This window comes from Vibrio sp. Of7-15, from assembly GCF_022347565.1.
Taxonomy (GTDB): Bacteria; Pseudomonadota; Gammaproteobacteria; order Enterobacterales; family Vibrionaceae; genus NORP241.
Window position 1 is genome coordinate 59,976 of sequence record NZ_JAKRGH010000033.1, and the last position, 20,317, is coordinate 80,292.

Below are 20,317 nucleotides of genomic sequence, written 5' to 3' on the forward strand. Positions count from 1 at the left end.
AATGTTTGTTCGTAAAAAACACCTACTAGTCGGCATTATGATGGCCTCTTTCTCTCTGACACCCACAACCACCCAAGCAGGGGTATTTGATGGCTGCTTCGGTGGTGGATCACCGGGTGCGATCAGTGCTGAAAAGTTACAGGCCAGAGCTCTCAAACGCGCCCAAGAAATGGGGATCTGCTATGAAGCCGCTATTTGTCTGGCTCGATCTGAGCGGACACTAAATCGACAACAAGCGGCATCATTGCTTGAAACGATTCGTTCTGGCCGTGCTACCGAAGGCACCAACTATACCAGGGCTTACCGACAGGCAATGAATCTTGACGACGCGAGTCGAAGTCAAACGGCTCTATCGCTTGACACTATCTCTGAGTCCGGTTTTCTCAACTTTCAAGAAATGAGGGAAACGAATCCATTTGTTCATACCGCCTATGTACAAGTGGCATCAGATGGGGAAGTCTACCTCTACAACGCCAACAATATGGAAATGGATTTAGCACTGTCCAAAAACACCACAGGGCTTCCTGAACGCGCAGGTCGTGCCAACCGTTATCGCTTAAACAGCTCCACTGTGGACTCACTGAATACCTGGTTAAGCGATACTGGTACGCAATTCCACTACACTCCAGCAAGTGAAGTCCCCGACAATCTCTTGCGCCCATTAGCTGAACCAACGAGGTAATCTAAGCATAAAGTTCAAGCAGCCGACTCTGTCTTGCTTACACTGATCTAACTTAACAGCTCGTGCTTAAGTCATGATGGGTTAGCCGATAACATTAAATAAAGGGGGAGTAGCATCACAGCTACTCCCCTTTTCATCACTGATACAGGCACTAAATATGGCGAGTATTACAGCTTATATTTGCTAAGATCCGGGCGGGTTGCTATGGCGTGTTCAACCAGGGCGATAACTTGATCGCGCTCTTCACCTTTTAGATTCTGACGTGGCGCTCGCACTTGCTCCGAGCCTCTGCCACACACTTGTTCGGCGAGTTTAATGCATTGCACTAAGGTTGGGATGGTATCTAAACGAAGCAATGGTAAGAACCAGCGATAAATTTCAAGCGCTTCACTATATCGGCCTTGGCTTGCCAACTTGTAAATCGCAACCGATTCAGCCGGAAACGCATTTGTCAGGCCAGAAATCCAACCTGTCGCCCCTAGCATTAAAGATTCCAGCGCAATGTCGTCGACCCCGCTAAATACAGTAAAACGATCGTCAAAGCGGTTATATAACTCCGTAATTCGGCGCGTATCGGTGGTTGACTCTTTCACCGCTACAATACTGTCAAACTCAGCTAATTGACTCATGATCTCAAGGTTCACATCCACCCCATAAGACACCGGGTTGTTGTAGATCATAATAGGCATGTCAGGGGTCGCTTTCGCCAACGTGCCGTAATAATCCACGGTTTCGCTGTCTGAAGTGCGGTACACCATGGCTGGCATCACCATACAACCGTCAATACCAATTTTTTGGGCGTCTTGCATATAATCCACCGCCGCCGTCGTGATGGATTCGGCTGTCCCTGCAATTAAAGGAACTCGGCCAGCAACCACTTCGTGTGCCGCCTTCAAGACTTGGCGCTTCTCTTCTGGGTATAAGGCGCAGTTTTCCCCCACAGTGCCTAAACAAATGATGCCATTAACACCATCATTGATCTGATTATCAATCACGGTTTGAGTTGCATCCAGATCGATGGTTTGGTCTGCACGAAACTGTGTACTCACTGCTGGGTAAACGCCTTTCCATTCTACTTTCATCAGTAACTTCCTTTTGTATATTGTATGCAATTTTAAATTTCGATAAAAACTCAGCTAATAATCAATTATTTAAGCTAAGGTAAACCAGATACTCTGAGATAAAGGCTGCTTGTTTTTCAGAACTGTTCTGAACAACACAAACCACCATACAGAGCTATTGAAAATGAGTAATGCTTACTTATCCCTTTGATACTGGGCCAACACATACTGCACCGCGGCTAAATCAGCTAGCGCGCTTCCCACGGATTTGTACAACGTTACATCCAGAGAGTTCCTTCTGCCGTCACTGCGACCAGCGCATAAATCAGCCAGCTCGCCTCGAATTTGCTCAGCCCTAAATTTGCCTTCTTCCATTGGGATCAAGATATCCCCGGCCTCTGCGAGCACATTGATTTTACTGTCAACATACACTTGAGATCGCACAACCAGTCCACTGTCACACTCACGTTTATCTTTATCATGATTGCCAATCAAATCGATATGAGTGCCCGCTGTTACAACGTCATGATGAAAAAGAGGCTCGCTGGCACCAGTCACACAAGACACCATGTCTGCATTTGAAACCGCTTGGTGAATATCACTTACCACCTCGACCGAAAACTGTTTCTCCTTCGGTAGGTTTTGATATTCCGATCCAGACAAAATAGCGTCGACGGTGCGTCGCGCTTTTTGTTCCTCTCTGCCCCAGACCATCACCTTTGTTAACGGTCTAACCGCCGCGTAAGCCCATGCTATATACGGCGCTAAATTCCCAGTACCACAGATCAGTAATCGATGAGCATCAGAGCGTGCAAGATAGTCTGCCGCCAACGCCGATGCCGCAGCAGTTCGCCAAAACGTCAGCACTTTTCCATCAAGCAGTGCTAGCGGCTCACCATTGGTGCGATCAAACGCCAATATTTTCGACGCTAAACTATCTTGCCCCTGCAAAGGGTTCTCGGGAAAATACGTGAACGCTTTTACGGTAATCAAATCTTGATTCCAAGCAGGCAAGAGTGCAAACGCCTCGTAGCTCGATTCTTCTAACGGCATCACACGGCGTTGTGGAATCGTCGCAGGCTGCTGATAACTAGCACGCATAGCATTGATCAGCCCTTCCATTGTTAAGCAGTCAACTATTTGCTTGACATCTAAGTTCAACATCTTTCCTCCTAACACGGCGGCTCCCGCCATTCTGTTTTGTTAGTGAAAACACCAGAGCGGCTTTTGCGCTCCTTTCTGTTCGCTCAACAGCATACTGAGCCTAATTTTAAAACACGCTTTTCGTTAACTTTTAATTAACATAAATTACTTGGATATTTTATACAATATTAAATTTAAAATTTTTTAGGAAAATCGAGTTAAACGATATGGCGACAAATCCAACTGTGTTTTCTCACCCTTTACCATCTGAGCCATCAAATCCGCCGTGATTGCAGCCTGTGTTAAACCAAGGTGCTGGTGGCCAAAAGCGAACAGAATATTTCCCTCGTCATTTTGATCGATCACGGGTAAAGAATCAGGTAAAGAAGGTCGATTACCCATCCATTTTTCGCCGATACTGTCATCCGAAACAGGTTGTTTGAGTAAGCCATTTGCTAAGTGTTTTAACATGCTTGCTCGGCGCATATTGGCAGGGGAACCTAACGCGGCATACTCTACGGTTCCTGCTAATCGTAACCCGTATTTCATGGGTGTCATAATGAACTTTCTATCCGCAGAGCTAACGGGGATCGGCAGAATATCTTGTGGCGATTTCACCATCAAATGGTAGCCACGCTCCGCTTGTAACGGCACTTTGATATTGGTTATCTGCTTAATTAGTGCCACCGATTGAGCGCCTGTTGCCATCACCACTTTATCAAAATGATGAGTAGCCTGAGCGGTATGCACCACGCACCCTTCTGCATTTGGTTCGACTCGATTCACCTTTTCTTCACACCACTCCCCCCCTAAACAGAGAAAAGAAGATTTAAGCTCAAGACACATTTCATAAGGCTCTGCGGTGTGTGATGTGTCTGGAAAAAAGACCCCATGCTTCACCGAACTCGATAAACTAGGGATCTGTTGAGATAGCTTTTCTTGGCTCCACACTTCCCATTTTACTCCGCCACGCGTCAATGCTTGCAGTGTAGTTTGGTATTGTTCAAACAGCTTAAGATCTTCAAACACAAGCAATGAACCTTGAGAGCTGATGAGCTGCGTTAACCCCACTTCTTTCAGCAATTTTTTCCAGCTTGACATGGCCTGATGATTGAGTGCCGTTAGCGCTTTTGTGGCGTGTTCCGTTGGTTTTTTTCTGGCTTTGGACAGGAAGCGAAACATCCAGCCAGCGGTTTGAGGTAAATCACGAAACCGAACTGAAACAGGGCTAGTTGGCGACAACAACATTTTGGGTAACTGCGGAATTAAGCCAGGATTCGACAATGGGAAAATTTGCTCGGTAGCAAAGTGACCAGCATTGCCTTTGGAGCACTTTCCACCCGCTCCGGAGGGCTCAAAAATGGTGGCTTTATACCCTTCTAATTGCAATTTTAAGCCCGTACATAACCCGATAATACCGCCGCCCACAACGGCAATACGTTTTCCCTTCGCTTGCTTTTTAGACAACATTTGTTTTGCTCCCTATCACACTTCAACGATAAAATTGTATAAAATATACTTAACATCACGATAACATCACTCCGACCTAGTTCAACCACTTTCTTATGCAAGGAACAAAAAATGAGACAAGGGACTTTTTTTTGTATTGATGCACATACCTGCGGAAATCCGGTGCGACTCGTGGCTGGCGGTGTTCCACCACTGGAAGGTAATACCATGAGCGAGAAACGCCAATTCTTTTTAGAACACTACGATTGGATACGCCAAGCCCTGATGTTTGAGCCTCGTGGCCACGCCATGATGTCTGGATCTGTCGTACTACCCCCTTGCAATGATAACGCCGACGCTTCCATTTTATTTATTGAAACCAGCGGCTGTTTGCCTATGTGCGGGCACGGTACCATTGGCACGGTGACTTCAGCGTTAGAGCACAAATTGATCTCACCGCGTGAAGAAGGCCGATTGATCCTCGACGTTCCAGCCGGACAAATTGAAGTGCACTACCAAACAAAAGGTGACAAGGTCACGTCTGTCAAAATATTCAATGTGCCCGCTTACTTGGCTCACCGTGACGTTAAAGTGCATGTGGAAGGTTTAGGAGAGATCAGCGTGGATGTCTCCTACGGTGGAAACTATTACGTCATTGTCGATCCTCAAGAAAACTACCGTGGCTTAGAACATTACAGCTCTGATGAAATATTGATGTTCAGCCCGAAAGTTCGCCAAGCCGTGTCTGACGCGGTGAAATGTGTTCATCCTCAAGATCCAACCGTGTGTGGGGTCACTCATGTGTTATGGACGGGATCCCCCACCAAGCCGAAAGCCACTGCAAAAAATGCCGTGTTCTATGGCGAAAAAGCGCTCGATCGCTCACCGTGCGGTACAGGCACCAGTGCACGCATGGCCCAGTGGTACGCCCAAGGAAAGCTCAAACCTGGCGAAGATTTTGTTCATGAAAGTATCATTGGCAGCTTATTTACAGGACGTATTGAAGCCGTTACTGAAGTTGAAGGTCGCGAAGCGATACTGCCAAGCATTGAAGGTTGGGCCCAAGTTCACGGCCACAACACCATTTGGGTTGATGATGAAGACCCATACGCCTACGGATTCGAATTAAAATAGGACAAATAAAATGAAAAACATGACTTTTGCTGCTGTAAACCCTGCAACTCAACAACCTTTAACGGGTGATTTTCCTTCGCATCAGCCTACGGATGTAGACTCCGCAGTCACTGCTGCGTCAGACATCACCGAGCAATTTAGATGCACAACGCCAAAACAACGCGCATTGCTACTCAACACCATTGCCGATTGTTTAGAAGCCGAACGCGACAACATAGTCAGCCGCGCACAGTTAGAATCGGCACTGCCAGAAGCTCGACTTAACGGGGAATTAACCCGCACCACAACTCAACTGCGTTTGTTTGCCGACGTCGTTCACCAAGGGCAATGGCAAGGCGTGATTTTTGATACTCCGCAACCCTCCAGAACGCCTTTAGCCAAACCCGATATTCGACGCCATAATATTGCTCTCGGTCCTGTGGCGGTCTTTGGTGCTTCCAATTTCCCACTCGCCTTTTCCACTGCGGGTGGCGATACGGCCTCTGCCCTTGCTGCCGGTTGCCCTGTGGTGGTAAAAGGCCACCCAGCCCACCCCGGCACCAGTGACATCGTAGCCACCTGTTTTGCCAATGCACTTGAGCGTTGCCAGTTACCTCAATCGGTATTTCGTTTACTTCAAGGCACCGGTAACGAGTTAGGCCAAGCCCTTGTTCAGCACCCTAAGATTAAAGCTGTCGGGTTTACGGGTTCGATAAAAGGCGGACGAGCGCTGTTTGATCTCGCCCAATCTCGTCCTGAGCCGATTCCGTTTTATGGCGAATTGGGAGCGACCAACCCGGTCTTCATTTTGCCTCATAAGATGATCGCAGATCACAAGATGCTTGCTGAACAATTTGTGCAATCCATGACCCTAGGCTGCGGGCAATTTTGTACCAAACCCGGTGTGCTCTTTGTGGTTAAAAGCGAAGGCAGCGACGCTTTCCTCTCCTCAGTACGGAAAAGCATTCAAACACAACCAGGGCACGTTTTGCTCACTGAGGGCATTAAGCAGCAATACCAGTCTCAAACTCACCAACGAGGAAATAGCGACAACATACAATGCGTGAAATCGACTCCTGAGTTTGGCGTCGAAAGCTGCTTATTTGAAACCACCAGCCAAGCGTGGCGAGACCACCCACAATGGCAAGAAGAGATTTTTGGCCCTCAGTCTGTGGTCGTCGTGTGTGACAGCGCCGAAGACATGCTCGAACTCAGTCATCATTTGGAAGGCAGCTTAACCGCTACGTTGCATGCGAATGAGCAAGATTATGGATTTGCAAAACAGCTGTTGCCGCAGCTTGAAGCCATCGCAGGCCGTATTGTGTTTAACGGCTGGCCCACTGGCGTTGAAGTCAGCCACGCCATGGTTCACGGTGGACCATACCCAGCGTCTACCATGCCTGCCAGTACTTCTGTGGGTGCTCAGGCGATCAAGCGTTGGCTGCGTCCTGTGGCTTACCAATCTCTGCCTGAAGCACTACTGCCTGATGCCCTTAAACAGAGTAACCCACTTAACGTAACCCGATCCATAGACGGCCATATTGAACAAAAAAATGCCCAGTAACCTTGAGCATTGTACAAAAAGGTACCAGTTGGTGCCTTTTTGTTTTGATTAACCCCCAAAAACCCTCACCACTCAGTAGATCAAAACTAAAAACCATGGCAGAAATGGTATATTGGATAAAATACCCTTGTAAGATCGGAGACCCGGATGTCACAAAAACCTGTTTTTAAAACTCGAACTCAAGTCGTAGAAGAAGCGATCCGAGCTCAGATCCTAAAAGGCGAGTTAAAAACCGGCCAACCCCTAAGACAAGATGCCCTTGCCGCCGAATTCAACGTCAGCCGTATTCCAGTACGCGAAGCTCTGATGCAGCTTGAAGCGCAAGGTCTCGTCAGTTTTGAAGCACATAAAGGCGCAACCGTCACCGAGCTTTCACCAGAAAAAATTGATGAATTATTTGAATTACGTGCCGTTGTTGAATGCCACATTCTAGAGCGTGCCATTCAAAATATGACCGATGAAGATCTTGAAAAGGCGCGCCAAATCCGCGAGCAGTTTGATGCTGCGCTGCAAAGTGGCGCTGAAATCGAAGAATGGAGCAACTACAACTACGAATTCCACAAGGCACTTTATGCCCCAGCGAACATGCCTGAAACCATGGACGTGATTTATAACCTCAACACCAAATGCGATCGTTATATTCGGCTACAACTGCTATTCACTACCGGGATTGAAAAGGCTGAAAAGGAACATTTAGCTCTGTTCGAGATGTGTGAAAACCGTGATATCGACGGGGCAAAATACCTTCTGAAAAAACACATTTTGGAAGCAGGTACTGCTATTCGTGATTTATTACTCGCAAGACAAAACACAGAGGCGTAATTTTCTATAAAGCCCAAGTACCTTTATTACTCGTTGCTTGGGCTACCACCACTATGATCACTGGAGTAAAAGCATGCACATCGGACCGACCTTCTTACTCGCAGCTATTCGACAAAAATTAAAAGAGCAAGGGCTATGTTACAGTGACATATCCGAAAAAGCGGGCATTCCTGTTTCGACCATTAAACGACATATGCACAGCGCTTCTCTAGGCATTGATAAAATTCTCATGTACGCCAATCACGCCAATACCGATTTAGTGGAACTGGCCAACCTAGCCAATCAATTGCAACACAACAGCGAAGAGTTTGTTTCTGATGAACAAAACGAATTTTTTGTCGAACACCCGTATTTACTCGATTTCATTTACATGGTGACCTCTCTCAATTTAACGCCCAAAGAAATCGCAGAAAAACACCGATTATCCGATACTAGCCTACGTTTTTATTTAAGCATTGCCGAGATCCTAGGTTATATAGAAACGCACGGTGATGAAGTCTTTTATCGCTCAGGCCGCCGCTTTATTATGGAAGAAGGTACTCCACTCGATTCGCTATTCAAACAGCGCTTCCAACAGGCATCCATTGCCCACGATACCCCTCCTCAAATATGTCAGGGAAGAGTGCGCTTGACTGCCGAGCAACGCTTACAGCTTGAGAATGACGTGGACAAAACTTTAAAAGAGTTTCACGCCAATAACAGCAGCAACGATACGGGTGACTACACCAACGTTTTATTGCGCTATACCCCAGGCGAACCTATTCGATTCTCCGATGAATTACCCGAAATTGATGGCAACCTATTAAAGCTCGTCTCCGCCCGGTTTCGTCGCGTTTCCTAGGTTATGCCCTCAATCACTTAGATCATCCTTATTAACCAAAATGGAATAACAAACGACACTTTGAAAGAAAGAGTGGTTCTCTCTTAGCAAAGCCAACTCTTCACTGATAACGTCCAAAATACGTCATTTCAATCAGTATTTGGAAATTTAAGTGCGGAAACCATTTCTGTATAAAATCCAACCATATATTCAGGTATCACTTTTTCATACCACTGGCCGCGATTTCTATTACCTTGTTATCAACTTGTTAAATTTAAATTGTTCATAAATTTTATACAATATACATTTTTCATAAATCCAAAAGAGTTCCCCCGAAAAGGAAAGCAGAGGAAGCCATGAAAGCACACAACGTTAAATCCAGTAAATTTCTAATAAAAACCAGCCTATTGGCCGTGTTAACTGCGGCAATAACCACCAACATCGTCATCGCCAAGCCATACCCAGCAGGCACTGAACTAGCCAAAGTTCAAGAGATCGTTCTCAATAACGGCGCGGAAGTCACGTCCATCGATCCTGCCAAGCAAGCGGCTGAGCCCGCCTTCAACTTAGGACGCGACCTGTTTGAAGGCTTAACCATACAAGACAAACAAGGCAAAACCATTCCCGGTATTGCCAAAAGCTGGCAAGTGAACCACAACAACACGGTTTATACCTTTACTTTGCGTGAATCACGTTGGTCGAATGGTGATCGACTCACAGCTCACGACTTTGTCTATAGCTGGCAGCGCTTAATTAACCCAGAAACCGCGTCACCATACGCTTGGTTCGCTGCGATTCCCGGCATTAAAAATTCTGCTGACATCATGGCAGGAAAAGCCGCATCAAGCTCGTTAGGCGTAAAAGCGATCGACGATTTAACCTTTGAAGTCACCCTTGAAAAGCCCGTGCCATTTTTTATTAAGCTACTTAGTCACCCGGTACTGGCTCCGGTTCATCATGCCACGGTTGAAAAACACGGCAATGAATGGACTCAGCCCAAAAACATTGTCACCAATGGCGCGTTTGTACTTTCAAACTGGAAAGTAAACGAAAAAATGGTGATGGTGAAAAACCCAAACTACTGGGATGCTGACAACGTAGTGATGGAGAAAATCACTTGGCTGCCAATCGGTGATGCCAACGTGTCACTCAACCGCTACCTTGCTGGTGACATTGACCAAGCGCTCGCCATTCCCGCAGCACAAAAAAACAAGTTACTTAAAAAACACCCAGAGCAAGTAGCAGATACCAGTGCGTCTCTGGGCTCCATTTTCTATTACCTAAACACCGCCAAAGGCCCAACCAAAGACGTTCGCGTTCGTAAAGCGCTCTCGTATGCCATCGACCGCCATATCATGACCAAAGCCATTGCCAAAAATGGCGGCATTCCTATGTACACCCTTGTGCCACCACAAACCGACGGTTTTAAAACCCACACACCAGACTACGCGACCTGGACACAAAAACAGCGTAACCAAAAAGCCCAACAGCTGATCGCCGAGGCGGGTTATGGTAAGTCGAACCCACTTAAATTGACTTTCACCGTTCCGACATTTTCCCAAGACGTAAAAATGGCAACAGCATTAGTAGGAATGTGGAAAAGCGTGCTAGGGGCTCAGATTGACATTACCCAACTGGAACCAAAAGTGTTCTACGCCCTAAAAGATCCGGGCCACATTAGCCGTGGCGGCTGGACTGCTGACTACAACGAAGCGTCTACGTGGCTAGATATTTTTGTCTCCACTGGTGAGTACAACGATTCTCGTTATCACAACCCAGAATACGATCGCTTAATGTCCAAATCGAAAAGCCTGAGCGATCCATCACAGGAGTACTTGGCCGCTGAAAAGCTGCTCATTGAAGAGATGGCCATTGTTCCACTGTATCGTAAAGGCAATGATCAATACTTAATCAAACCTTACATCGGTGGTTACGAGCGTACGAATCCAGAATCGTCTTACTACCGCAAAAATGTCTACGTAAAAGCACATTAAGTCCATTTCGCTCGGCTTTCCTTCCTCCCCATCCAGAGGAGAGCTGAGCTTTTCAGAAAAAACCATCGCGTTTGTATGTTGTAGGTTAATCAATGAATAAAGGAAATACGTCATGTTGCTGTACATTTTGCGCCGCTTATTGATAGCCGTGCCCACATTATTATTTATTGCACTGGTTTCATTTTGGTTGATGCACATTGCCCCAGGTGGCCCATTCGACATGGAAAGACCGATGCCTGAAGTGGTTCGCGCCAACATCGAAGCTAAATTTCACTTAAATGAGCCATTTTTCGTCAAGTTTTTTATTTATATCTCAAACTTTGTGCGTGGTGACTTAGGCCCGAGTTTTGTTTATCAAGACTTTACGGTTACTCAGTTGGTGGCTCAATCTTGGCCTGTGTCTGCCACGCTTGGAGTGATTTCATTTTGTATTTCCGTTCCGACTGGCATGGTACTTGGCACAATCGCTGCGCTAAAGCGTAACAGCAAGCTCGACTATCTACTGATGTCACTGTCCATGACAGGGGTGGTCGTGCCTGCCTTTGTGCTCGCCCCTGTTCTTGTGACCATTTTTTCAATCCACCTGAATCTTCTTCCTGCGGGTGGCTGGGAAGGTGGCGAACTGAGTTTTCTTATTTTACCCGTATTGAGCTTAGCCATTGGTTCTATTGCCAGCATCGCCCGTGTGATGCGTGGTGCCATGATTGAAACACTCAATCAACCCTACATCCGTACCGCCAAAGCAAAAGGACTATCAACCAACTATATCTTGTTTCACCACGCGCTGCGCCCATCGCTGATTCCCATCATTGCCATGCTTGGCCCGAGCTTTGTTGCGGTGGTTACGGGCTCGGTCATCATTGATATTTTCTTTAGCACCGGTGGCATGGGACAACATTTTGTTTCTGGCGCGCTCAACCGTGACTACGGACTCGTCATGGGCATTACCCTGATTGTGGCGTCGCTTACCATCTTTTTTAATCTCGTGGTCGATTTGCTCTACACCGTCATCGACCCTCGTATTCGCGTATAGGGATATAGGCTTATGTTAACCAAAAAAATTGATGCTCAGAGCTTTTCAGATTCAATGAGCGATCACATTGAAGCCGTTGAAGGCCGAAGCCTATGGCAAGACGCGTGGGGGCGATTCAAACAAAACCGCGCCGCAATGACCTCGGTTTATGTCTTAATGTTCATTGTTTTATGCATCACTTTCGGGCCGAGCTTGTCGTCTTTTAGCCATGATGAAATCGACTGGAATGTTGTCGTCGACCCGTACGAGCTTGGCAAACCGTCAATCAGTTCAGGTCACTACTTTGGCACCGACGACCTTGGCCAAGATATCTTTGCTCGCACCATGCAAGGTGGGCGGCTATCCATCATGGTTGGATTCATGGGCGCGTTAGTTGCCGTCGTCATCGGCACACTTTGGGGCAGCTTATCGGGCTATTTAGGCGGCATGATCGATAGCGTCATGATGCGCATTATCGAAGTGCTCGACTCTGTACCTTTCATGTTCATGGTGATCTTATTTGTCACCCTATTTGGCAACAACATTTACCTGATTTTCGTGGTCATCGGCATGGTGTCGTGGCTCGGAATTGCCCGCGTCGTAAGGGGCGTCACCTTTAGCATTAAAAAGCGTGAATTCATTGAAGCCGCCCACTCGATTGGTGTGTCTCGTTTTACCATCGTTCGTCGCCATGTGTTGCCCAACGTACTTGGCATCGTAATGGTGTATTCCTCTCTAATGGTGCCTGGTTTCATCATGTTTGAATCATTCTTGAGCTTTTTAGGGCTTGGGGTTCAGCCGCCGGATACCAGCTGGGGGATCTTAATTTCAGAAGGGGCAAAAACCATTGACGTTGCTCTATGGCAGCTACTGTTTCCATCGGCTTTTCTTGTAGCCACATTATTTTGTTTTAACTTCATCGGTGACGGCTTACGCGACGCCCTTGACCCGAAAGATCGCTAAGGAGCAGAGATGAGTATTTTATCGATTGAGAACATGAATGTTCGCTTTAACACCCCAGATGGTGTCGTCCAAGCCGTATCGGACCTGTCTTACAGCATTAAGAAAGGCGAAACCTTAGGCATTGTTGGCGAATCGGGCTCTGGGAAAAGCCAATCTGTGTTTGCGCTAATGGGGTTAACCGCTGATAACGGAATCGTATCTGGCACGGCTAATTTTCACGGTGAAAACCTGCTGACCATGTCGAAAAAGCAGCTTAATCACATTCGGGCTGAAAAGATAGGCATGATATTTCAGGACCCCATGACCTCGCTTAACCCCTTCATGAAAATAGGTAAGCAGCTGGCGGAAGTGTTGATGATTCACAAGAGCATGAGCAGAGCCGAAGCCGATCAACAAGCGATTCGTATGCTCGATGCGGTACGCATTCCTTCTGCTGCCACTCGGATGAATCAATACCCTCACGAGTTATCCGGCGGAATGCGCCAACGCGTCATGATTGCAATGGCTTTACTGTGTCGCCCAGAACTCTTGATTGCCGACGAGCCAACCACAGCATTAGATGTCACCGTACAGGCGCAAATTCTTGCATTGCTGCGTGAACTGCAAGCCGAGTTTGATACCGCTATTTTACTGATCACCCATGATATGGGCGTGGTAGCGGAAAGCTGCGATCGCGTATTAGTCATGTATGGCGGAAGAAAAATGGAGCAAGCCGATACGGACAGTCTATTTGCTAACCCTGCTCACCCCTACACCCGAGGATTACTACAAGCCATTCCGTCAATCACTGAAGACATGGACAGGCTTCCTACTATTCCGGGTAACCCACCAAGTGCGCTAGTTGATAGAAAAGGCTGTCCTTTCCGTGAACGTTGCAGCGAATACCGCGCCGAATGCAGCGCTGTGATGCCGCCGTTTAAGTCGATATCTCACTCTCAGGCCCTTGCCTGCCATGTTAATCAAACCGAAACCGTGACTCCGATCAGTCGCAGCGCATAGGAGCCAAAAATGAATAATCAACAAAACCAAAACTCACCGCTAGGCGATCCTGAAATACTGCTTTCCGCGCAAGGATTAAAGGTACATTTCGCCATCAATAAACACATACTGCCAAGCAAACGTAAGGTGGTAAAAGCCGTCGATGGCATAGATTTGACGGTTTACCGAGGTGAAACTCTTGGCATTGTTGGGGAGTCCGGCTGTGGCAAGTCCACCCTCGCCCGCGCTTTATTACGCCTAATTGAGCCCACTGATGGCAATCTCATTTGGCAGGAAGAAGACATGCGAGCTTTCAGCAAACATGAACTGGCCAGTCGGCGACGTGAGTTTCAAATGATCTTTCAAGATCCTTCAGCCAGCTTAAACCCACGTTTAACCATTGCCGAATGCATAGCCGAGCCGTTACGTACTCATGAGCCTTACTTAACCCGTAAAGAAACAGAGCAACGGGTAATGCAAATGATGGACAAAGTGGGATTACTAGCTAGCCAACGTAACCGCTACCCGCATGAGTTTTCGGGCGGGCAATGTCAGCGTGTTGGCATTGCACGAGCGTTAATTCTAAAACCAGATTTGGTCGTCTGCGATGAACCTGTTAGCGCCTTAGACGTATCGATTCAAGCTCAAGTGATTAATCTGCTGGACGATCTCAAGCAAGAAATGGGCTTAACCTTAGTGATGATCGCCCACGACCTCAGTGTCGTCCGTCATATTAGTGACCGAGTGATGGTAATGTATCTAGGGAAACCGATGGAACTTGGCGTCTACAACCAAGTATTTGATAACGCTCAGCATCCTTATACCCAAGCACTGCTTTCTGCCGTGCCTATTGCTAATCCTACCCAAGCAAGAAACCGAGAGATTCAATTATTGCCCGGCGATCTACCCTCGCCGCTCAACCCACCAAGCGGCTGCGTATTTCGCACGCGTTGCCCAAAATCAAGTGAGATCTGCGCAAACCAACCACCAACACGAAGTGGCAATCTAAACCACCAAATATTTTGTTCCCATCATCAATTAGGAAGCCTATAAATGAGCAATAACACTGTCGCTGAACGTTTATCAGCATTACGTAAAGGGATGAATACACAACAATTCGATGCCTATATCGTCACCAACCATGATCCTCATAGCAGCGAATATTCCGTCTCTCACTGGCTTGCACGTCAATGGATTTCTGGTTTCACGGGATCAGCGGGCACTGCGGTGGTTACCCATGATGGCGGCGGGCTATGGACGGACGGTCGCTACTACATTCAAGCCGAAGAACAATTGCAAGGCTCTGGGCTCGATCTGTTTAAAGCCAAATTGGCCGAAACGCCCACCATTCCACAATGGCTCGCCGCCACACTGCCAAACCGAGCGCGCGTTGGTGTCGATGGTCGTAGCATTAATCAAGAGTTTTATTTAGAACTGCAAACGGCTTTTTCTGACAAAGGAATAGAGATTGTTTTAGAGCACGATCTCATTTCACCCATTTGGCATGACCGCCCAGCTCGTCCTAATGCAAAAGTCTTTAATCATGATCTTAAATACGCCGGAATAAGTACCAGTGAAAAGGTACAGAAGCTACGCGAATACTTAAATGAGCAACAAGCCCAAGCCTTACTTGTCTCTACCCTTGATGACGTGATGTGGACACTCAATATTCGAGGCGGCGATACAGATTATTGCCCGGTCAGCGAAGCGTATTTGTTAGTCAGCCAAGACAGTTGCCGACTCTTTATTGATAACGCGAAACTGGATACTGAGGTCATCCAAGAGCTATTAAAACATGGCGTAAATCTTCATCAGTATGATCTGGTGACGGCCGCTCTTAATCTGTTAGAAGGCCAAAGCCAAATCATATACAACGCCAGAAGTACCGACAGCTTGTTAATAAATCGAATAAAATCAGAGTTAGCCCTGATTGATTTACCTTGTGTGATCACTCAGCTAAAAGCATGTAAAAGCGCAATTGAGCTCTCTAACATGAAAGAAACCCTACGCCGTGATGGTGTAGCGATGGTGAAGTTTATGCATTGGCTACAGCAACAAGTGCCAAGCGGTCAAGTCACAGAACTGTCAGCAGAAGCGTGCTTAATGGGTTTGCGACAACAGCAACCAGGCTACATCAGCGATAGTTTCCGAACCATTGCAGGGTTTGGCAAGCACGGCGCTAAAATGCACTACGCAGCCAATGAGAATAGCAGTGTCAGCATAAATGAAAGTGAGTTCTTCTTAGTCGATTCTGGCGGCCAGTTTCTAGGTGGAACCACCGACATTACACGTACTTTCCACTTTGGTAATCCAAGTGATAAAGAGCGCCGAGACTACACATTGGTACTCAAAGCCGTAATTAGGCTCACTCAAAGTCGCTTCTTAAAAGGGGCAACAGGCGCTAACCTCGATATCCTAGCACGCGGCGTACTGTGGCAATATGGCATCGATTACAAATGCGGAACAGGCCACGGTGTAGGCATGTGCTTAAACGTCCATGAAGGCCCACAGAACTTCTCACAAAATCCTGCTGAAGTCGCATTAGAACCCGGAATGGTGATCACCAACGAACCCGGAGTCTATCGTGAAGGTGAATATGGCATCCGTATCGAAAACATCATGCAGGTGGTTGAAATTGAGGAAAATGAGTTTGGCACGTTCTACGGGTTTGAGACTATAACGCTAGCACCAATCGCAACTAATATACTCAATATTGAAATGCTCACAAACGATGAAATCGACTGGCTCAACAACTACCACCAGCAATGCATGAATTTATTGGCTGATGGGCTATCACCGCAAGAAATCGCTTGGCTCAAACAAGCCACTCAACCTATTTCTGCCTAACGTTTTCCTATCGTTGCATGTGTCACCTTTGCCAGTGTTCGCGCTGGCTTTTTTCACCCTAAGGCACTTCCCCCTATAAAGAAAATCGAGCCGCAGTTATGGCAAATATGGTTTGCAGACAGCTGTCAGCTCTGAAGGGTTTCGAATGATAAAATCAGGCTGAAAGCCCAATTTCTCAGGCACTGCGCCACTGTAAGCGGCTGCGACAGAAATGACACAAGAGCTGTAGCCGAGTTCACATTGCAAGTTGCGGGCAAACTGTACATCGGCTTCGTGGTCACCAATATACATGATCGTTTTGTTTTCTGGGTTATCAAACAATTGCTCTAAGCAAATGATCCCGCCCTCTGGCGATGGCTTCTGACCATTGCGGGAGACATCGTCGTAACCAACGACGGCTTTAAAATAAGAATCAACCTGAGCCCGAGATAAGACATTAACGATATTTTTTGAAGAGTTTTGAGAACAAATACCATGAGGAACCGAAGATAGAGCACGAACCATATCAGCCACCCCAGCAAACAATTGAACCGGAGTCGTATTGTTCAACTGGTGCTCTGCCCATAGCCCTCCAGCCATCAACATTTCACGCTCTGTCATGCCATAATAATGCACATAAAGCTCTTGCCAGTTTTTCGCAGCGTGGTTGGCTTCATGATAGGCCATTTCACTTTGTAAGTAGTGAGGAAGATTATCCCCGGTTAAGTGAGGGGCAACAATAGCTAAAATATTCTTTGTAATATCGATGTTTTTAGGCACCGAATTGACAATAGTTCCATCATAATCCCATAAAATACCCTCTAACTTCATTATGATTCTCATGCCTTGGCTAAAGCCAAAAAATATATAAGATTATTTCACTGGAATCACGCTTTGGGTGTGTACACACAGAAACAATGCGTTGACGATGTAATAATCATCACCTCAAAAATCACAGCTGAGGACGTTTAATTTAATGAGAGTTACTGCACTGGTCGACAATAAAAAACTGCCTAATCGGCCCGATCTGAAAGCGGAAAAAGGGCTTTCTTATCATATTACTACAGACAACCACACTCTCTTATTTGATGTAGGAGGCGGCCATGTATTTTATGACAATGCAAACGCCATGGGGATAGAGATAAGCGATGTTGATGCTGCCATTATTTCTCACCGGCACCATGATCACGCCAACGGTTTACCTTGTTTTTTCCAACACAACCAAAAAGCCAAGCTCTACCTTCGTGACTGTGGGCAAGAGACGTACTCTTTTCATTTTCTTTCTCTCAAACTGAATGTAGGAATGGATATTTCCGTACTTAAAGACAACCAAAAGCGATTATCTTACATCAAGGAAACAACAGAAATATTACCCAATATCTTTCTAGTCCTTAATCAAAGTACAGCCTACCCACGCCCATTGGGTAACAAATATTTATATTCAAAATCATTAAATACTAGTAATAAAGATGCCTTCAATCATGAACTCTTTATGGTCATCAAAGAACACGACGGCATTGTGATTTTCACAGGCTGCGCGCATGCTGGTGTTCTCAATATGATTGAAACAGCCTACTCTTTATTCCCAAATGAAAAAATAAAAGGCGTGGTAGGAGGTTTTCACTTAGTGGGACTGCCACTATTCAACACACTGGGTGGGAATCATACCGACATTACACTGATAGCAGAAACATTAAAACAGTACCCTATTACTAAAATGTACACTGGCCACTGCACGGGAACCAAAGCCTATAAAATACTAAAAACAGTTCTGCACGATAAAATTAATTACTTTCCCACCGGAAGCTCAGTAACCATATAGCTATTTTCAAGTCTTTAAAATCAGCAACGGCCTCTTTTTCTTGCTTGCCCGGGGCTAATACCCATGATTTTTTTAAATGCCTTACTGAATGAAGCTTCCGATTTATAACCCACTTGCTCCGCAATACTCAACATAGATTGGTTGCTTTCCATTAACAGCTCATGGGCAATATGCATTCGCCACTGGCTTAAATAGGCCATTGGCGTCATCCCAACGACTTCTTTGAAATGATGAGAGAAAGCCGTTCGAGACATTGATACCGCTCGCCCTAATGTTTCCACATCCCAACTCTGAGATTGCTGTTGATGGATCAGGCTAAGCACTCGACTCAGGCGATCATCGGCCAGCGCTTGAAAATACCCACTTGGGCTTTTCAGTTTATTAATATGCCAACGTAACAACTGAATAACGAGCACTTCCGTCAGGCGATCCACCATAACTTCACTGCCAGGTTGATGGGTACGAGATTCATAAGCAAGAATTTTGACTACATTGTTTAACCAAGCTAGCTGAGGCTCTAAGTCAGACTTAATGTGTAAGGTAGCAGGTATATCTCGTAATAAAGGCAACTGAACGTGTTTTTTATACTGAAAATACCCACAAAGTAAGGTCACCACACTCTCACCATGAGTAAATGGGTTCGTATTTTGTCTGATCATCTTCAACACTTCATTACCCGGAGTTAACCGACTGTCAGGCTGCTCACTAATTTGATGCGGCAAACCCGTAGGGAAAGCAATGATGTCTCCTGCCGACAATAAGATAGATTTGCGTTCATCAGGTAAGGTCAACCATGCGCTGCCACGGATAACGGCATGAAAAATACCACATTCAGCTTTGGGTTCATTAATGCCCCAAGGTGAAGAAAACTCAACGCAATAATAGCTACTGGCATACAGCCGTAGGGCACGTAAAACATCAGACAAGACATCCATATATGGCTCTTCGGCTCTGCTTGGATCCTTGGCGTCAGTAGTGCGCCAAAAAGGATGATTGGACATGCTGTCGCTCCTATTCCGATAGTAAGCAGCATCAAAATGTACGATTCGACATAAAAGATGGCCTACTCATCATGGCTAACGCGGAAAAAGCATTGATACTCTATTTTACACTATCTAACGGTTTCCAAAGCGGTAAGGAGGCAACAGCGATGATCTGGAATATACAATAAAACATCATTCGTTAATATAACATTACCGCCATATGAGGCACTCAACATGTCTACTTACATGAAACAATTAAATATTTTAACCCTAACCAGTCTGCTTATATTATTGATTGGCATTCTATCTCAACCGACACCTGTCTTTGCCAGTCACCACTTTGAAAGTAAACTTGCCACAACCTACCCCCAATTCGATTTAACAGATATGTTTGTATTTGAATCTGAGCGGCGTGGCTATACCACTTTTATGATGAACATCAACCCAACCACGGGAAAAGACGGCAACGCGGCTTTTGGTGAGAATGGCGTATATAGCTTTCACATCGCAAATAACAAACAGTTCAACGGTGATGGGCTCACCATTACCGCCTATCTGAATAACGGTAAATTAATTTTTGGTCTAGCTGAAGGCGCTAACCAAGCTATAGGAACAAAAGGGCAACGTATAGGGCAAGCCGAAGTAGGAACCGAAGTGACATTCGACAACGGGATACGTGTGTGGTCTGGTGCTGCGCGTGACACCTTTGTCGGAAACTCGGAAGGGATCATTGGGTTTATGACCAAACTGCTTGCAGAAGGTACATTCGACGTTTCCACTTTTAATAAAGGGGGTAGATCTATTTAGCCTAAGATCGGTTTAAGCCATTGTCATTAGGCTTGCTTTTTCAACAGGCGTAATATTCAACGATGGCTTTTCTAGCTTTAAACAGTAAGCGATCAAGCCACCAAGTAGATTTAGCATGAACCCATGCAGATTTCGATGGCACGAGTGCTCTATCTGAGAGATATTCTTTAACTGATCGCTAATTGTCTCAATTATAAAGCGCTTCGAGAGCATAGCTCTATCCCATGCTGCAAGCTGCTTAGGCTTCATATTCTTACGCTGAGTCGTAATTAGGGTTA

At 46.1% G+C, this 20,317-nt stretch carries 19 protein-coding genes; 13 read left to right on the forward strand and 6 right to left on the reverse strand.

Going from position 1 to position 20,317, the window contains the following annotated elements:
- The first annotated feature begins 1 nt into the window (after position 1).
- The gene (locus MHO82_RS22990) at positions 2–682 is read left to right on the forward strand and encodes a hypothetical protein (RefSeq protein WP_239188369.1); all 681 of its coding nucleotides are present in this window, start codon (positions 2–4) and stop codon (positions 680–682) included.
- A gap of 167 nt (positions 683–849) precedes the next feature.
- On the opposite strand, the gene MHO82_RS22995 is transcribed toward MHO82_RS22990, so the two are convergent.
- The 3 genes from MHO82_RS22995 to MHO82_RS23005 form a co-directional block, all read right to left on the reverse strand.
- Positions 850–1,764 (reverse strand): dihydrodipicolinate synthase family protein, encoded by a 915-nt coding sequence (locus MHO82_RS22995; RefSeq protein WP_239188371.1) that lies wholly within the window; start codon positions 1,762–1,764, stop codon positions 850–852.
- Between the two features lie 174 nt (positions 1,765–1,938).
- Complete coding sequence (locus tag MHO82_RS23000) at positions 1,939–2,907, reverse strand: ornithine cyclodeaminase family protein (RefSeq protein ID WP_239188373.1); 969 nt, start codon at positions 2,905–2,907, stop codon at positions 1,939–1,941.
- A gap of 183 nt (positions 2,908–3,090) precedes the next feature.
- Entirely contained in the window at positions 3,091–4,356 is a 1,266-nt protein-coding gene (locus MHO82_RS23005; protein ID WP_239188375.1) for an FAD-binding oxidoreductase, read from the reverse strand.
- A gap of 111 nt (positions 4,357–4,467) precedes the next feature.
- Between MHO82_RS23005 and MHO82_RS23010 the strand changes: the two genes are divergently transcribed.
- The 10 genes from MHO82_RS23010 (at position 4,468) to MHO82_RS23055 (ending at position 16,448) form a co-directional block, all read left to right on the forward strand.
- Positions 4,468–5,469, forward strand: coding sequence for a 4-hydroxyproline epimerase (locus tag MHO82_RS23010; RefSeq protein ID WP_239188377.1), 1,002 nt, complete (start codon positions 4,468–4,470; stop codon positions 5,467–5,469).
- A 10-nt stretch (positions 5,470–5,479) separates the two neighbouring features.
- Positions 5,480–7,012, forward strand: a complete 1,533-nt coding sequence (locus MHO82_RS23015; protein WP_239188379.1) for an aldehyde dehydrogenase (NADP(+)) — start codon at positions 5,480–5,482, stop codon at positions 7,010–7,012.
- 147 nt (positions 7,013–7,159) lie between these two features.
- On the forward strand, positions 7,160–7,834 hold the full coding sequence (locus MHO82_RS23020; RefSeq protein WP_239188381.1) for a GntR family transcriptional regulator: 675 nt from the start codon (positions 7,160–7,162) through the stop codon (positions 7,832–7,834).
- A 73-nt stretch (positions 7,835–7,907) separates the two neighbouring features.
- Entirely contained in the window at positions 7,908–8,675 is a 768-nt protein-coding gene (locus MHO82_RS23025) for a transcriptional regulator (protein ID WP_239188383.1), read from the forward strand.
- A gap of 335 nt (positions 8,676–9,010) precedes the next feature.
- Entirely contained in the window at positions 9,011–10,648 is a 1,638-nt protein-coding gene (locus MHO82_RS23030; protein WP_239188385.1) for a peptide ABC transporter substrate-binding protein, read from the forward strand.
- 112 nt (positions 10,649–10,760) lie between these two features.
- Positions 10,761–11,681 (forward strand): oligopeptide ABC transporter permease OppB, encoded by a 921-nt coding sequence (oppB, locus tag MHO82_RS23035; protein WP_239188387.1) that lies wholly within the window; start codon positions 10,761–10,763, stop codon positions 11,679–11,681.
- Between the two features lie 12 nt (positions 11,682–11,693).
- Positions 11,694–12,623 (forward strand): ABC transporter permease subunit, encoded by a 930-nt coding sequence (locus MHO82_RS23040; RefSeq protein ID WP_239188390.1) that lies wholly within the window; start codon positions 11,694–11,696, stop codon positions 12,621–12,623.
- Positions 12,624–12,632: 9 nt separating this feature from the next.
- The gene (locus MHO82_RS23045) at positions 12,633–13,622 is read left to right on the forward strand and encodes an oligopeptide/dipeptide ABC transporter ATP-binding protein (protein WP_239188393.1); all 990 of its coding nucleotides are present in this window, start codon (positions 12,633–12,635) and stop codon (positions 13,620–13,622) included.
- 9 nt (positions 13,623–13,631) lie between these two features.
- Positions 13,632–14,654, forward strand: a complete 1,023-nt coding sequence (locus tag MHO82_RS23050) for an oligopeptide/dipeptide ABC transporter ATP-binding protein (RefSeq protein ID WP_239188396.1) — start codon at positions 13,632–13,634, stop codon at positions 14,652–14,654.
- The gene (locus MHO82_RS23055; RefSeq protein ID WP_239188398.1) at positions 14,655–16,448 is read left to right on the forward strand and encodes an aminopeptidase P family protein; all 1,794 of its coding nucleotides are present in this window, start codon (positions 14,655–14,657) and stop codon (positions 16,446–16,448) included.
- 96 nt (positions 16,449–16,544) lie between these two features.
- On the opposite strand, the gene MHO82_RS23060 is transcribed toward MHO82_RS23055, so the two are convergent.
- Complete coding sequence (locus MHO82_RS23060) at positions 16,545–17,258, reverse strand: HAD family hydrolase (protein WP_239188400.1); 714 nt, start codon at positions 17,256–17,258, stop codon at positions 16,545–16,547.
- Positions 17,259–17,403: 145 nt separating this feature from the next.
- Here MHO82_RS23060 and MHO82_RS23065 point away from each other — a divergent pair, with 145 nt between their 5' ends.
- Positions 17,404–18,249 (forward strand): MBL fold metallo-hydrolase, encoded by an 846-nt coding sequence (locus MHO82_RS23065; protein ID WP_239188402.1) that lies wholly within the window; start codon positions 17,404–17,406, stop codon positions 18,247–18,249.
- Between the two features lie 20 nt (positions 18,250–18,269).
- Here MHO82_RS23065 and MHO82_RS23070 read toward each other — a convergent pair whose 3' ends face one another.
- The gene (locus MHO82_RS23070) at positions 18,270–19,250 is read right to left on the reverse strand and encodes an AraC family transcriptional regulator (protein ID WP_239188404.1); all 981 of its coding nucleotides are present in this window, start codon (positions 19,248–19,250) and stop codon (positions 18,270–18,272) included.
- A 216-nt stretch (positions 19,251–19,466) separates the two neighbouring features.
- Between MHO82_RS23070 and MHO82_RS23075 the strand changes: the two genes are divergently transcribed.
- Positions 19,467–20,039, forward strand: a complete 573-nt coding sequence (locus tag MHO82_RS23075) for a DUF4331 family protein (protein ID WP_239188406.1) — start codon at positions 19,467–19,469, stop codon at positions 20,037–20,039.
- 12 nt (positions 20,040–20,051) lie between these two features.
- Here MHO82_RS23075 and MHO82_RS23080 read toward each other — a convergent pair.
- The coding region (locus MHO82_RS23080; protein ID WP_275440755.1) for a transposase at positions 20,052–20,317 on the reverse strand (266 nt) is incomplete at its 5' end.

Bases quoted from the DNA above. Each gene is read 5' to 3' on its own strand.
- MHO82_RS23045 (WP_239188393.1), top strand. From the start codon at position 12,633: ATGAGTATTTTATCGATTGAGAACATGAATGTTCGCTTTAACACCCCA.
- MHO82_RS22990 (WP_239188369.1), top strand. From the start codon at position 2: ATGTTTGTTCGTAAAAAACACCTACTAGTCGGCATTATGATGGCCTCT.
- MHO82_RS23070 (WP_239188404.1), bottom strand. From the start codon at position 19,250: ATGTCCAATCATCCTTTTTGGCGCACTACTGACGCCAAGGATCCAAGC.
- MHO82_RS23060 (WP_239188400.1), bottom strand. From the start codon at position 17,258: ATGAAGTTAGAGGGTATTTTATGGGATTATGATGGAACTATTGTCAAT.
- MHO82_RS23010 (WP_239188377.1), top strand. From the start codon at position 4,468: ATGAGACAAGGGACTTTTTTTTGTATTGATGCACATACCTGCGGAAAT.
- MHO82_RS23020 (WP_239188381.1), top strand. From the start codon at position 7,160: ATGTCACAAAAACCTGTTTTTAAAACTCGAACTCAAGTCGTAGAAGAA.
- MHO82_RS23055 (WP_239188398.1), top strand. From the start codon at position 14,655: ATGAGCAATAACACTGTCGCTGAACGTTTATCAGCATTACGTAAAGGG.
- MHO82_RS23000 (WP_239188373.1), bottom strand. From the start codon at position 2,907: ATGTTGAACTTAGATGTCAAGCAAATAGTTGACTGCTTAACAATGGAA.
- MHO82_RS23030 (WP_239188385.1), top strand. From the start codon at position 9,011: ATGAAAGCACACAACGTTAAATCCAGTAAATTTCTAATAAAAACCAGC.
- MHO82_RS23040 (WP_239188390.1), top strand. From the start codon at position 11,694: ATGTTAACCAAAAAAATTGATGCTCAGAGCTTTTCAGATTCAATGAGC.
- MHO82_RS23005 (WP_239188375.1), bottom strand. From the start codon at position 4,356: ATGTTGTCTAAAAAGCAAGCGAAGGGAAAACGTATTGCCGTTGTGGGC.
- MHO82_RS23050 (WP_239188396.1), top strand. From the start codon at position 13,632: ATGAATAATCAACAAAACCAAAACTCACCGCTAGGCGATCCTGAAATA.
- oppB (WP_239188387.1), top strand. From the start codon at position 10,761: ATGTTGCTGTACATTTTGCGCCGCTTATTGATAGCCGTGCCCACATTA.
- MHO82_RS23025 (WP_239188383.1), top strand. From the start codon at position 7,908: ATGCACATCGGACCGACCTTCTTACTCGCAGCTATTCGACAAAAATTA.
- MHO82_RS23065 (WP_239188402.1), top strand. From the start codon at position 17,404: ATGAGAGTTACTGCACTGGTCGACAATAAAAAACTGCCTAATCGGCCC.
- MHO82_RS23015 (WP_239188379.1), top strand. From the start codon at position 5,480: ATGAAAAACATGACTTTTGCTGCTGTAAACCCTGCAACTCAACAACCT.
- MHO82_RS23075 (WP_239188406.1), top strand. From the start codon at position 19,467: ATGTCTACTTACATGAAACAATTAAATATTTTAACCCTAACCAGTCTG.
- MHO82_RS22995 (WP_239188371.1), bottom strand. From the start codon at position 1,764: ATGAAAGTAGAATGGAAAGGCGTTTACCCAGCAGTGAGTACACAGTTT.